This is a genomic window from Nonomuraea sp. NPDC050022, from assembly GCF_044460705.1.
Lineage (GTDB): Bacteria > Actinomycetota > Actinomycetes > Streptosporangiales > Streptosporangiaceae > Nonomuraea.
Map to the genome: position 1 here is coordinate 750,748 of NZ_JBITKE010000005.1, position 13,500 is coordinate 764,247.

Genomic DNA, 13,500 nt, shown 5'->3' on the forward strand with positions numbered 1-13,500 from the left:
AGCGAAGGAATTGGCACTACAGCAGCGGCTGGCCGCTGGAGTTTTGCGGAGAAGGTGCCCAAATGGTTCTTGCCGGCCTGGACAGGTCGGTGTTATCGACGTCGACGACTCCTGCTGACCGCCGTGTAAGTACCTGACCGAGACGTCGTCGACAACCTGTGCGACTCACCGGAGCATGACTCCAACGCGCTTCCAGTCGCACACCAATCCACCAGTTCGCGACCGGATTCAGGACGTTCAATCAGATGCTGGGACAGGGGCGGCCAGATTGAGCGTTTTCTGATGCCCGAGCATTTCGTGGAAGCCGTCGATCGTGGGGCCCTGCCCGGGTAGTCACAGAGCCCGAGCTAGGAGGGATCAGGCAGAGGGGAAGGGCTGGGCGATCTTGACGAGATGTCCGCTATGCCGGGGGCGCCCTTCAGGTTCACCTGGGTTAGGTCGGCCCCGGTCAGGTTCGCGCGGGTTAGGTCGGCGCTGGCGAGGTTCACCCCCCATAGGTCGGCGCCGCTGAGGTCCGCGCCCCAAAGATCGGCGCCGGTCAGGTCCGCGCCGGCCAAGTTCGCGTCTGCGAGGTTGGCACCGGCCAGGTTCGCGTTGGCCAGATCCGCGCGTGGGCGGGGTGGTGGACGGGGGGTTGGTTCGAACTGCCCGGGGCTGGGGGTCGTGCTCACGGACGAACGCGGACAAGACCTCATAGATGGTCTGATGGTCGCGGGGAGAGTCGATAGCCACGCGTTCCAGGGCGTAGATGCCGTCGAGGCGGATATCGAGTTTGTCTAACCCCAATTGTTCGACAGCTGCGGTGTAGCGGTCGGTGATCTGCCCTTGCCGGGTGACGTCAAGAGTCTGGGCGGTGTACCACAGGCCCTGTGCGGTGAATACAACGCCACCGATGATGACCAGGCCTGTTGCCGCCTGGATCAGGGTGTTGCGAGCAGTGTTGATCGCCTCGACGCGCTCGGTCGCGCTCAGCTGGGCCCGCTCATCGGGGGTGAGCGGATTCGCGTCGCCAGCCAGACGGCGGGCCGCGGGACCGAGTAGTACGGCGATCCCCAGACAGGACGTGACCACCAGAGCGATCCCGGCCAGCGTCCACCTAGCCCAGTCCGGTATGGCCAGGACTGCCGCCGCTCCCGCACTGACCGCGATCAGTGCCAGGGTGGGCAGCAACCAGAGTAATCGCCGCCCCCAGCCACCCCGTGTTGTGGATGCGGATGGCCCGGCAACTGGTGAGGTGGACATCGGGAGTTGGTCCCTTCGTCTGGAGCTCGACGAGCTCCTGCCCGCGGTGACGATCGGGTTGGACGTCCCTGGGTGACGTTGCTCGATCATGGTCGGCGGGGTCCGCTCTTCTCGCCCGACGTCCGATGCTCGCGGTGGAATGTGGACTACCAACGCTAAGGATGCACTTGATCGCACAGCGCGACAATCCCCAACGGGCAGGGGCTTTCGGCCGTACCCTTCAGAATGATCAAAGGCCCTTTTACGCATGATGGCGCATCGGGCGACGATCCGGGCGTACGCAATTTGCTAATGGCCGCCGAAGAGCTTGCCGGCGCGTCACTTCAAACGTGTACGCACGAGAGAGCTATTTGGCTCGAATTGTCTGGAAAAATTCTGAGTTCGTTGGATTCAAGGGCAATCGGCCCGGAGGGAGCTATCGTTTCTAGGGGGCTTGGGAGTCGTACGAGGAGATCGGCATGCCTGATCTTGATCGCGAGGCGATGCGAGCAGCGGCGCAACGCATCCAGAAGCTGTCCGACGACCACTGGTGGGCCCTTCATCCTTCCTGCGAGCTCATGGATGCCGGAGCATGGGTCGGACCGACCGGCGGTCGCTTCGGCCAGACCGTACATGGCCGCGAGCGGGAGTTGCGCGCGGTGCTCGCCCGGGCTGTCGCCGACGCCAGCGACAAACTGGCAGGTACGAGGTGAGCTTCACCGGGGTAAAGCAACCCGAGTTCGACAGTCTGGTCTCCAGGCACAGCACGGCGGCCCAGCAACTCGAGGGATTGGCCGCGGCACTGTACGGCGAGCTCACGGCCGCGGGGCTGGACACCGGACCGGCGCTGCGCATCCGCGACATGGCCAAGGAGGTCGGAGCGGAGGTCGAGGACCTGCGGCGGCGGCAGCGACTGATCAGGGATATGGAGCGACTGAAGGTCACTTTCGGCACGCACACGCCGGCCGGGACCATGGTCCCCGTCCCCGATTCGCGGGCAGCCGCCGAGGGATTGCTGAACGGAACGCTGGCCGCGAACGCCGCAGTTGCCGCAGGCCGCGGGGACACCACAGCGCTGGCGCAACTGCGAGGGTTCGCGGGCAAGGCCTCTGACCCGGAATTCGTCAAGGCCTTCCTGTCCAAACTGGGGGCCAAGGGCATCACCGAGCTTCCGGCATCGCTGGCCCTTCAGATGCGCGCCAACGTCATGATGCGGACCGCCAAGGGCGACCAGGTGTCCCAACAGGTCAAGGAGGGCATGAAGCTGCTCGCCACCGCGCTGGCCAAGGGCACCGACCCCAAAGACCCGGCCTTCCTGGGCGAGGCGTTCCTCTCCCAGTTGGTGAAGGAAGGGCGGGCGGAGCACAAGGCCAACGAGGTGGCTTACGTCGGGTATCAGGCGCAGGCACTGATCTGGCGGGCGAGCGACGGCAAGCCGCCGTTCTCCAAGCGATTCATGGAAGTGGTGGGCCGGGACGCGATCGTCCACCAAAAGGAGCTGTCGGACGCCGGGCCGCCTTACGCCAACGCCATGGACTTGGCCACCGTGCTCGGGCTCAGCGATTCGATGCAGCCCGGCGGGCCCAACATGGGGGAACCGGGCAAGCCGATAAAGGCCAGCGTCATCGACGATCTGTCCCAGGCGGCGAGACACACGCCGGAGGCGGCGCAGGCCCTGCTCTTCCATACGCCGCAGGGCTGGAACAAGAGCATCATGGAGTACTTGCTCACGGATCGGCTGGACGGCTTCAACCACACGAAGAACTACGCTCCGTTCGCCGGACTTCTGCAGACGGCGTTGAGCGGCAAGGACAAGGAATCGCTCAAGTTCACCAATGACGCACTCGTCATCCTCAAGAAGGAACTCGACGGTGTCTTCGCAGCAGGGGACGACGGGAAGCTGACAATCGCCGACCAGAAGAAGCTGGACCGGTTGTCCTTCCTGGACGGACCGATGGGGACAGTCATGGCCGCGCACATCGACGAGATCTTCGGTGTCTTCGACGACCAGAAGCCCACGCTGAAGAACATCAACCAGGTCGAGATGGATCGGGTGCTGACCTTCGTGGGCCGCAACGAAGGGTCGGTGAAGGCCCTCGTGGGAGCGGAATCCCAGCGCATGTTCAAGGCGATCCAAGACTCCTACAGGCGGGATAACGGAGCCAACATGCGCGAGTTACTCATCCCTGAGGCCCGCTTTATGGGGCACCTGCTGGAACCTCGAAGGCTGGTCCTGATGGCTCAAGCCAAAACCGATGAACAGGCCAGGGCGGAGATGAAAGGCCTGATCAATGACACGCTGAGCGAGCTGACCGGCCCCGCGGGCAAGCTCGCCGCGCGCTTCGGGTTCTGGGGGGACAAAGCCCACGAGAAGCTCACGCCGATGGCTTTCGACAAGCTATCGGCCGTCCTGGCCGAACGACTGGTGAAGGAAGGCCTAACCAAGGATTCGGCCTTGCAGCAGGCGAACGACGACCGCGAGATGACCCTGTGGATGGTACGCCAGATGATCCTCAGCACGAAGATCGCCCATGGCGGCTGGAGCTCAAGCGCTCTCAAGGATCTTGAAGGTAAGCCGTTCGCCACAGCAGGGCATCCTCCTGCTCTCAAAACGCTCGACGAGATCGTCGCCGACCCCGCCACCTACGACGGATTCATTGATTGGGCGCGCTGGCACACTAAGATCGAAAGCAAGACGCAAGACATACGAGTGGACATGGATAACAGTGCCGGCGTGGATGTCCATGCCAACCTCGGCATCGACCGGAACTACTGACATGTCCACGCGCGGCCTGGACGTCGTCCTTGGAACGCTTCTTGTTCTGGCGCTAATCTCCGGCTGTACTCAACGAGCCGGCTCCCCAGCAGAGACACCATCCTCAACTGTCGATACCAGCCCAATCACCAACTCGAGCCCCTACTGGTGTGACGTATTTCCTCAACAGGCAATACGCAAGATCAGCGGTCTTACCATGCCGCTGGAGGAGAGCAAGGACGGCGTTCCCACCACTCATGGCGGATGCGCGCTAAGAAACACGTACAACCGATTTTCCCTAAACTGGTCCGTACGCGGCGGGAGCGAGGCACTTGATCTTGCCCGCGAGAATTTCGGCAGAAAGCAGCTTTCGGGACTGCCGCTGGATCTCGGAAAAGGATTGATCGCGTACACAGGCGAGAGCGCCAGAACGAAGCCCTATGTCGCGTTTATGCTGTTTCGCTGTGGAGATAAGCGCCCCTGGATGGGCATTGACCTTTCCGAGATGGCGAGGGGACGTGACCCGGTCAAGGATTTCACCGAGCTGCTCCGCATCGCCCGCCACCGCTTCGGCGAGATACATCACTGCACTCCCAAGGCCACGTAACTACTTACTGGCATGTCCGCACGCGTTCCCGCTGCCATCCTAGTACAGCAGCCGCCATTCGTTAGTTGAGCTGGATATATGCGGTGGTCAAGCGGGTGCGGTGATGGAACCAGCGGGCGCGTGCTTGATGGCGTCGTCGCCAGGCTGACCAGAGAGCAGGGTGCTCCAGGGTCGGTGTGTGGCTGGTGACGGCGTTGAACAGGCGTTTCGCTGTCTGATCTGCGTTGATGATGCTATGCCTTTGGGTACTGCTCGGCATGGCGGGGAGCGGTGTCTGGCATCGGCGCTTCTCTCTACGCACGCAATTGATCCATCCAGACGTGGCTATAGGACACGACGGACCCGGACGAGGACACCATGGCGTGGTGGCAGCAACCTTTATTGACGATCGTCGGCGTCGTGTTTGGTGGCGTGATCTCCATGGCCACCACGCTATTTGCCACAAATCGACAGTGGCGGAACGAGCGGAGCCGTCGCGTCGAGGAGCAAGGGCGAGCGGCTGCCTTCGAACTGATCCGGCTGTTGACGGTCATCAGAGACGAACGTGCCGCCGACGATTTGCATGCGCCGGAGTCGTCGCAGGAAGACTTCTGGGAACGGGTGGAGCGGGTCCGAGCTTGGCGCGATTCGGTGGAGATGTACGCATTCTGCCTCGACAACGCCGAGCTTCGCGCGAAGGTGCTGGAGTTCTCCGACAATGAGTACGGCCTGGAGTGGGAGCATGGAACTGGCGTCAATTACCTGCGCGAGTGCTGCGGCGCGTATTTGCGGTATGAGCTGCTTCCATCTGAGCCGGAGGAGCTTCGTGAGGAATATCAGAGCATTCCCGATTTTTCGTACGCGCTAGATGCGGTCGAGTCGCATGAGGAGTGGCGGGAAGAGGTGAAGAAGGAGGGGGAGGAAAATCGCAGACGCGCCTTAGGAGAGTCATCGGAGACAGAAGGCTGACCTGTGTCAGAACCCGGATGGGCAGGGTCTCGGCAAAGTGGCGTTGGCGGCCACGATATCCGGTTCCGGATTTGAGACCGAATACAGGAGTATACGAAAAGGCGCGGCCTCCGGGTCGAGAGGTTCTCGACGCCAAATGATCAGAGAAGATGAGGTCGAACCTGGCTCCGTCCACGACCCAACCGCTTCTCATCCTGGCGCGAGGGCACGATCCTTCCCAACACGGACCAACTAGCCGATCACTTCAGCCGCGGGCGGGTGCGCGAAAGACCTGGCGGCTATGCCAGCCGATGTGGTCCGGCTCGACCGCGTCCAGTCCCCGCTGCGGCTCCCGTACCGGGCGTCCAGCCAGGGAGAGCACCATGTTGTGGGACGCCTCCGACCGGCCCACGAACTTGGCCGAGACCGCGATAGTCCGCTCTCCCGTCAGTCCGAGGACGCCCTTGTCGAACAGCTTGTGGTGGATCGCGCACAGGCACAACCCGTTGGCCAGCTCGTCAGGCCCGTCGAAGGCCCACCAGCGCACGTGCGCCGCGTCCAGGCCGACCACCGCACCGTCCAACCAGCCGTCGTAGGTGCAGAACGCGCAGCAGTACTCGTACGCCATAAGCACCCGGTCGCGAAAACCCGAGCCACGGCGTACGACCGGCGGCGTCCTGATCTCCCCACCAGTTTCCAGCGTCTCCAGATCCAAGCCAGCCAGCAGGCACAGGTCCGCCTGCAGAGACGGGGCAAAGTTAGCGTCGAGGAGGTAGCGAGCCATCCGAGCGAGCAGTCCGGGTTCCTCCGACAGCGCGCGGGCCAGGTCGGGGTGGAGGCGGCCGCTGGCCTGGCTGTCACGCAACCGGCCCAGTTCTGGGCCCGGGCTGCCTGGGCCGTGACGGGTGTCGACCAACCAGAGGCCGTCGCTCGTCAGGTAGTGGAACGGGTAGCCGGGACTGGTGTCGCGGGGTGGGCCGTACTCCTTGAGCAGTTTCTTAAGCTCGGCCTCCGCGGCGCTGAACGGGATGGGCCTGTTCCCGTTCCGCTGGAAGTGACCCAGGACATACAGGAGGAGGAGCGGCTTGTGCGGTGCCCGCTCGCCAGCTCTGGTCCAGCGCCGGATCTCGGCGACTCGCTCGATCCAGTCCACGGTCGGCCAGTGTAGGGCGATCTTCCGGTTGCGTCAGGGCAGACGGTCGTTGACATTCGCATATCGCCGCAGCCGGACACACCCTATAGTCGCCGACGTGACCGATCTTCAGCCGGGCATCTACCAACATCTGATCACCCGCGAGCTTGATGCTCTGCTGAAAGCGATGCCTGATCGCGAGCTGATCGACCGGCGGTCATTGGACGTCGCCGACTCCCACGAGACGCTGGCCCGGCATCTGGCCGCGCTCACTCGTCGTGCGCTGCGTTCCGTACGGGGTGAGAACGACGCCGTTCGGCTGGCCCGGCAGGTGGAGATCGTCAACCGAATCGCCGACCTCATCGGCGATCTGGTGCCCGAGGCTGCCGCGCCCGAGGAACTTGTGGAGGCCGCCGAGGAACTGCTTGGCATCGCCAAGAGCCGGGATGCGGCCGGCCAGGTGCGGTTTCCCGCACATCCTGTGATCCCTCTTACAGGTAGCGCGTTGCTGGTCAACGGCAGGGGGCAGCCGGAGATCGGCCATGAGCTCAAGCGCGAACTGGCCTCCGCCGACCGCGTGGACCTGCTGTGCGCGTTCGTGAAGTGGAACGGCGTACGGGTATTGGCAGAGGCGATCGAAGAGTTTCTCACGCGCGGCGGCCAGCTGAGAGTGGTGACCACCACCTATATCGGCGCCACCGACCGCCTTGCGCTGGACCGACTGGCCGCCATGGGCGCCGAGATCCGCGTCTCCTACGACACCCGGATGACCAGGCTGCATGCGAAAGCCTGGCTGTTCCGTCGGGCTAGCGGCTTGTCCACTGCCTATATAGGCTCCTCCAACCTGTCGCAAACCGCCCTCAGCCATGGGCTCGAGTGGAACGTACGGCTCGCCCAGGCCGAACAACCCCACCTGATCGACACTTTCACCGCCACGTTCGACGACTACTGGGATGATCCGTCGTTCGAGTCCTACGATCCGGCACAGGACGCCGAGCGGCTCGACCGCGCCCTGTCCGCCGAGCGGGCCGGCGGCCGGACGGTCGTGCTCGACTTTGCGCACGTCGACGTCCGCCCCTACTCCTACCAGCAGGAGATCCTCGACGAGCTCGCCGCTGAACGGCAGATCCACGACCGCTGGCGGAACCTGGTCGTCATGGCCACGGGCACCGGCAAGACCGTGGTCGCCGCCTTGGACTACCGACGTCTGCGTGCGGCTGGACAGGCGGAGTCGCTGCTGTTCGTCGCGCACCGTGCGGAAATCCTGCGGCAGAGCCTGCTCACCTTCCGACAGGTGATGCGGGATGAGACGTTCGGCGAGTTGTACGTCGACGGCGCCCGTCCCGAGGAGTGGCGGCACGTGTTCGCCTCGATCCAGACGCTGCACGCCAACCCGCTGCCGAACCCGGACGCATTCGACATGGTGATCGTGGACGAGTTTCACCACGCCGAAGCCTCCACGTACCGGCACCTGCTGTCTGCAGCGCGGCCGAAGGTACTCCTGGGACTGACAGCGACACCGGAACGCGCCGACGGCCAGGACATCAAGCACTGGTTCGGCGGCCGGATCGCTGCCGAACTGCGCTTGTGGGAGGCGCTTGAACGCGGGCTCTTGGCCCCGTTTCAGTATTTCGGCGTCCACGACGGTACTGACCTGCGCGAGGTCGGCTGGCGCCGGGGTCAGGGTTATGACATGGGCCAGCTGTCGGGGGTCTACACGGGTAACGACCGCCGCGTCGCCGTGGTGCTCGAGACGTTACGCCGCAAGATCGGCGATGTTGGGCGGATGCGGGCCATCGGCTTCTGCGTAAGCATCGAGCACGCCCGCTTCATGGCCGACCGCTTCACCCGAGCCGGGCTTCCCTCGGTGGCTGTCACCGCGCAGAGTTCGTCGAGCGAACGTTCCCAGGCGCTACGAGATCTGCGAGACCGCCGAGTCAACGCGGTGTTCACCGTTGATCTCTTCAACGAGGGCGTGGACGTTCCGGAGATCGACACTGTGCTCTTCCTGCGTCCCACCGACAGCGCCACTGTCTTCCTACAGCAGCTCGGACGTGGCCTGCGACTGGCCGACGACAAGCCGTGCCTGACCGTGCTCGACTTCGTCGGCCATCAGCACAAGCAGTTCCGCTTCGACCGGCGGTATCGAGCCCTCACCGGCGCCAGCCGTACCGGAATCGCACGGGAGATCGAGCAAGGATTTCCGACGCTGCCCGCCGGCTGCGTAATCGACCTGGACCGTGATGTGCGCCGGTTGGTCCTGGAGAACGTCCGGCAAGCGCTCAGCCTGAATTGGCGAGATCTGGCGCGCGAGCTTCGCGAGCTCGGTGATGTCAGTATGTCCGGGTTCCTGCAGGAGACCGGACTGGATGTGGAGGATCTCTACCGGCGCCGTCAGGGCTGGGCCTCCCTGCGGCATACCGCTGGTCTCGAAGCTGCGCCCCCTGACCCAGGGCTCGGGCGGGCTTTCGGCAGAATGCTGCATATTGACGACGTGGAGCGTCTCGCCTTCTTGGGCGAGGTGCTGGCCGGCCGAACTCCACAGTCCCCGCGCGAGCTACGTCTCATGGCCATGCTGGATGCGATGTTGTGGGGCGGCAGCGAGCCCGGCTCCGGTATAGAGGCCCGGCTCGCGCGGCTCACGGGTGCTCGCGCCGCGGAGCTCAAAGAACTGGCGGACGTACTCCGCTCGGGAATCCGTCATGTGGCCCCACCTCTGGACCCTGTTGTGCCGTTGCACGTCCATGCCCACTACAGCAAGAACGAGGTACTGGCCGCCTTCGGCATCGACAGGCCCGCGCATATGCGGGAAGGGGTCAAGTACGTCGAGGAGCACCAGGCGGACCTGTTCTTCGTCACCATCGACAAGTCCGAGAACCACTACTCCCCCACCACGCTCTACCATGATCGGGCAATCAGCGAGGAGCTGTTCCAGTGGGAGTCGCAGAGCACCCTACGGTCCTCAGCCGCCACCGCCCGCCGCTACCTGACGGGTGGATCTACGGTTCATCTCCTGATCCGGCAGTCCAAGCGCGACGAAGGGCTGGGCGCTCCGCCATACACCTACGCCGGTCCCATGCGATATGAGAGCCACGAAGGTGAACGGCCTGTCCGTTTTGTATGGCGCCTGAACCACCGGCTCCCACCCGAGGTGTTCCACTACGCCAAGGCCACCGCGGGCTGAGCCGACAATAACTTCCGCCGCCGGTCGGCGCTCATCCGCGGGGTGTGTCCAGTTGACCGGACACACCCCGGCAAATACGTACGTCGAGCGTCCTGGCCTCAGCGTTCCTACTCCAGGGCGAAGTCCGCTCGACTGCTGCCGTAGTCGCGCTTGCCTACAGGCCAGAGGATCACGATGTTCTGGCTGTGGGCTAGCTTGATCAGGTCGGAACGTGGCTCGGTGGGCAGCAGGATGGCTCGTGTGGCGTCGGGGAGGAATCGGCCGTAGTCGGTAAGCTGGCCGATCGCCATGCGGACGTTTTCCCTGGTGACGCTGCCCTTTGCCTCTACGAGAAGACCGAGATCTCGATCGAACAGGTCCGTGAACAGTGGCCTCGTTTCCCCGTGGGGAAGTATCTGGTGCCGGTTGACGGCGTGGCCTTGGCCGCGCAGGTGGTCGGCCAGCGCTTGCACCAGGCTGGCCTCCTTGCGCTCGGCCTCGTAGACCTCCCGGGCCGGGTTGACGAACGTACGCTCCGTGAGTTGCCGTTCCAGGGGCAGTTCTTCTACCTGATCCTTGGTGGTTTCTAGTAGTCGGGCCAGGCTGGTCTGTGGCGGTTGGCTGGTGGCGTCGATGGGACGCAGTCGGAAGACGATGACTCGGCGCAGCGGACCGCCGCCGGTCTCCGGCGCGTCTGCCTCGTACCAGGGGTCCTTCTCGTCCACCTCGAACTTGCCGAGGTAGGTGACAGTGCCGCGGGCGCCTTGGAAGACGCGCAGGGCGCGTCCTTCTTGTTTGTGGTTGAGGATGCTCGCGTTGCCGGAGACCATGCGCTGATCGCCGTACTGCCCTTCACCGCTGTAGTGGAACAGCCCGTCGGGCATCCAGCCGTCGAAGTAGCCGTGCTTCTCACCAGCGATGGGGTCGGTGAAGACGAAGACGTTCGGGGTGCGGCTAGACGGACCGATGCCGCCCTGCGTGCGTCCGCCGAAGTCTTCGTGCAGCTTCTTGCGCTCGATCTGCTGGTTGGGCCGGAGGGCCCATTCGGACGAGTCCGGGGATAACGGCGAAACCATGCTTCCTCCTATAGATCACCTAAGCGGTGATCTACTGTGGCACATGGCTATATTCTAGGTCAACTTCTTATCTGTCATATCTACTTCCAAATCGGACACTCATATTTGGCATCCGATCTGCTCATCAAGTAGCTGCTCGGCGGAGCCAACGGGCGGCGACCACGGCCTTAAGCTCGACGATGGCCAGGCCGAGGGCGAAGTTGGCGGCGCCGGAGACGACGACACCCCTGGAGGAGCTGGTCTTGACCGCGGCCGTCACAGCCCAGATGACCTGACTCGCCACCGCGACACACAGCGCCACCCAGGCCGTAACCGTGTTGGACCTGCCCAGCCCACGTACGATTTGCGCAGTCCCGCCACAGAGATGCCGGGGACCGCGTGGATCCACATCGCGCTCATGCCCGGCCCCAGGTGACGGGCAGGCTGCGTACGCTGTAGATCTGCGAGGGGTCGGTGCGCAACGGCACCTCTTCGTCCGGTACGGCAAGCCGTAGCGTCGGGAATCGGGTGAGCAGCGCGGGGAAGGCGACGCGCATCTCCACGCGGGCGAGCTGCTGGCCGAGACACTGGTGGATGCCGTCTTCTGGCGGCGATCGGATCCACGGGCTCGTTATGGCTCGCGTTGACATCGCGCTCAAGAGCCTCGTCGAGGTCCTCGAAAGACATCCCAGGAGCTTTGATGTAAAGCGGTAAGCGATTCGGCGTGATGTGGCCAAGCGGTTGTTTCGTTGTAGAGGGTGCCGTGTCTTGAGGCAGCCATGCAGGATGCCGACGAGGCGGTTGGCGACTTGGCGCAGGGCGGTGTTGTAGTCGGCGTCGCGGGTGCGTTGGTCTCCGAGCGTGAAACGGTACCGAGCCAACAGCCGCTCGCCTCAGCGCGAAGGCCAAGGCTCCTTGATCCAGCTGTCCGTGCGGTCCGGCGGTTGCGTTAGCACCCTGAGTACCAAAGAATCAACGCTGAGAGGGTACGGATCTGCGAGGCCACAGCTGAAGCCTGGACTGACGGTAGTAGTTACCGGTGGTGGACCGAGGGGGTATCGCCAGCCACGCGCCGACGGCATCACGCGAACTGTCAGTCCCGTCAACGCTTCCGGAGGGGCGGCACGCGCGTGGCTGAGCCCTCTTTTCGTAGTGGACACGGTTGATCTTCGGCTTCAGCCTGTCATTTCGCGCGGCCCAAGCGCAGATAGCGGCTGGGTGGCCTAATCAGTAAAGGCAGATACGAATGCAAGTTCGAACTCTCCGTTAAGCTTGCCAGAGAACCAAACAATCGATTGTTCGGCAACGCTTCGTCGCGAAAGAGAATCAATGCCGCTCTTCCGGACTTCCTCTGCCTGTTCCGCCAGGGGAACTATGTGCATCGGACGCTCACGAAGCCCAGAGGATGAGAGGCGCTTGCCTCGCGCGCGATCCCCGAGACCCGACTTCACGCCGAAGCAACTAGCTTCTAAATATTATTAGAGGCGGCCCATATCTCACGCTGGACCAGGATACAGGGCCTCGGACAGCCGAAGAGAAGGTAGCTAAAAACCGACTCCGAAGAATTAACGACATCCGCTTCTACCGGCCAAAACCGATCCAGAGAGTTGACAGTCCGGCTTAATATACAGGCCTTAATGCAGAATACGGTCACCTTTTATGCCTTCCGGGTTCCCAGGTCCGCCCGCAGGTAAAATTGCCGTACACCGTACAGGGTCTAAAATCAACACATCGACATCACCGGCGCTGATACCGTGAACGTCCTCGCGGTAAATGTGGCTGCCCGCCCCGGACGGGGCTTTTGTGATCAACAAAAGCCAGCGCCGGTCGCCTCGGCCGATCCCCATCTGCGGCGTCAGTAATCGGCCAGGGTCCCAAGCGGGGTGTTAGATGAATCGACAAGATCGCAAAACACACGGTCGAGTGCTCTATGTCGACGACTCGGGAAACAGCCGGGACTTAATGATCTATGCAGCCCTGGACATCGACCGCCGTTTCCTTCTGGAGGCGCACGCGCGCTGGGCCCGTCTTCGAGAAGAGATCGCCCACGAAGGGCTCATAGCTGCGCATGTTCCACTGCACGCTGTCGATCTCATCGGAGTACGTGGGGCACATGTCCACTTCTACAGCGATCATGGCCTTAGTCGGGAGAAACACCGACAATATATGCGAAACATCGTGCGGCGCGGCCTCCAAGCTATTGCCGATATGCCAGGCATCTGCCCCCGCATCGCTTATCGAAAGGCTTTATTGGGCAAAACGGGCAGGCCCGAGCTCTATCAGGAATTTGTTACGGAGGTGAATCGCGATCTTGCTAAGAGTGACGAGATGGCGAAAATCATCATCGATGGAAACGGGACCGACCCGTCGTTTCGAGAAGCGCACCGCCGCCTTTCTGCGGTGAACCGGAGAATCAACGGAGATCCCGCCTTCCTCCCAAGAGCGCAGTGCGGCCTGCTACAGGCCGCAGACTTCGTTGCCTACGCTGCCTTCCAGAGCCTGGAGGCGAATCCAAAGCGGTTGTTCATGTGGAACTGGTTCAAACAGACGTTCCCACAATGCCAAGGCCCTATGGCCCTCTGAGAAGGGTTGGGTCCGACCTTACGGCCGGACCCAACCGGGCAGGACCTGGGTCGAAAT

At 63.2% G+C, this 13,500-nt stretch carries 10 protein-coding genes and 1 pseudogene; 6 read left to right on the forward strand and 5 right to left on the reverse strand.

Features of this window, described 5'->3' with window-relative positions:
- Positions 1-347: 347 nt before the first annotated feature.
- Positions 348-695, reverse strand: coding sequence for a pentapeptide repeat-containing protein (locus ACIBO2_RS25020; protein ID WP_397299617.1), 348 nt, complete (start codon positions 693-695; stop codon positions 348-350).
- A 1,005-nt stretch (positions 696-1,700) separates the two neighbouring features.
- On the opposite strand from ACIBO2_RS25020, the gene ACIBO2_RS25025 reads away from it, so the two are divergent.
- The 4 genes from ACIBO2_RS25025 to ACIBO2_RS25040 all read left to right on the forward strand — a co-directional run bounded on the left by ACIBO2_RS25025 (position 1,701) and on the right by ACIBO2_RS25040 (position 5,531).
- Positions 1,701-1,934 (forward strand): hypothetical protein, encoded by a 234-nt coding sequence (locus tag ACIBO2_RS25025; RefSeq protein WP_358448069.1) that lies wholly within the window; start codon positions 1,701-1,703, stop codon positions 1,932-1,934.
- Positions 1,931-3,997, forward strand: a complete 2,067-nt coding sequence (locus ACIBO2_RS25030) for a hypothetical protein (RefSeq protein WP_397299620.1) — start codon at positions 1,931-1,933, stop codon at positions 3,995-3,997. Before ACIBO2_RS25025 ends, ACIBO2_RS25030 begins: the two co-directional genes overlap by 4 nt.
- Position 3,998: 1 nt before the next feature.
- Complete coding sequence (locus ACIBO2_RS25035; protein WP_397299623.1) at positions 3,999-4,583, forward strand: hypothetical protein; 585 nt, start codon at positions 3,999-4,001, stop codon at positions 4,581-4,583.
- 357 nt (positions 4,584-4,940) lie between these two features.
- Positions 4,941-5,531, forward strand: a complete 591-nt coding sequence (locus tag ACIBO2_RS25040) for a hypothetical protein (protein ID WP_397299626.1) — start codon at positions 4,941-4,943, stop codon at positions 5,529-5,531.
- A gap of 244 nt (positions 5,532-5,775) precedes the next feature.
- On the opposite strand, the gene ACIBO2_RS25045 is transcribed toward ACIBO2_RS25040, so the two are convergent.
- Complete coding sequence (locus ACIBO2_RS25045; protein ID WP_397299628.1) at positions 5,776-6,663, reverse strand: phosphorothioated DNA-binding restriction endonuclease; 888 nt, start codon at positions 6,661-6,663, stop codon at positions 5,776-5,778.
- Between ACIBO2_RS25045 and ACIBO2_RS25050 the strand changes: the two genes are divergently transcribed.
- Positions 6,596-9,826: a DUF3427 domain-containing protein gene (locus ACIBO2_RS25050; RefSeq protein ID WP_397299631.1), complete on the forward strand. Its 3,231-nt coding sequence runs from the start codon at positions 6,596-6,598 to the stop codon at positions 9,824-9,826. The two genes, ACIBO2_RS25045 and ACIBO2_RS25050, sit on opposite strands and share 68 nt — an antisense overlap.
- Positions 9,827-9,933: 107 nt before the next feature.
- On the opposite strand, the gene ACIBO2_RS25055 is transcribed toward ACIBO2_RS25050, so the two are convergent.
- The 3 genes and pseudogenes from ACIBO2_RS25055 to ACIBO2_RS25065 all read right to left on the reverse strand — a co-directional run.
- Positions 9,934-10,881 carry a restriction endonuclease gene (locus ACIBO2_RS25055; RefSeq protein WP_397299634.1) on the reverse strand — a complete coding sequence of 316 codons (948 nt, stop codon included), beginning with the start codon at positions 10,879-10,881 and terminating at the stop codon, positions 9,934-9,936.
- Positions 10,882-11,005: 124 nt separating this feature from the next.
- Positions 11,006-11,182 (reverse strand): hypothetical protein, encoded by a 177-nt coding sequence (locus ACIBO2_RS25060; protein WP_397299637.1) that lies wholly within the window; start codon positions 11,180-11,182, stop codon positions 11,006-11,008.
- 94 nt (positions 11,183-11,276) lie between these two features.
- Positions 11,277-11,459 (reverse strand): annotated as a pseudogene (locus ACIBO2_RS25065) (cytochrome P450); the annotation flags it as partial.
- A gap of 1,324 nt (positions 11,460-12,783) precedes the next feature.
- On the opposite strand from ACIBO2_RS25065, the gene ACIBO2_RS25070 reads away from it, so the two are divergent.
- A complete protein-coding gene (locus tag ACIBO2_RS25070) occupies positions 12,784-13,443 on the forward strand; it encodes a DUF3800 domain-containing protein (protein ID WP_397299640.1) in 660 nt (219 codons plus the stop codon).
- Positions 13,444-13,500: the final 57 nt, after the last annotated feature.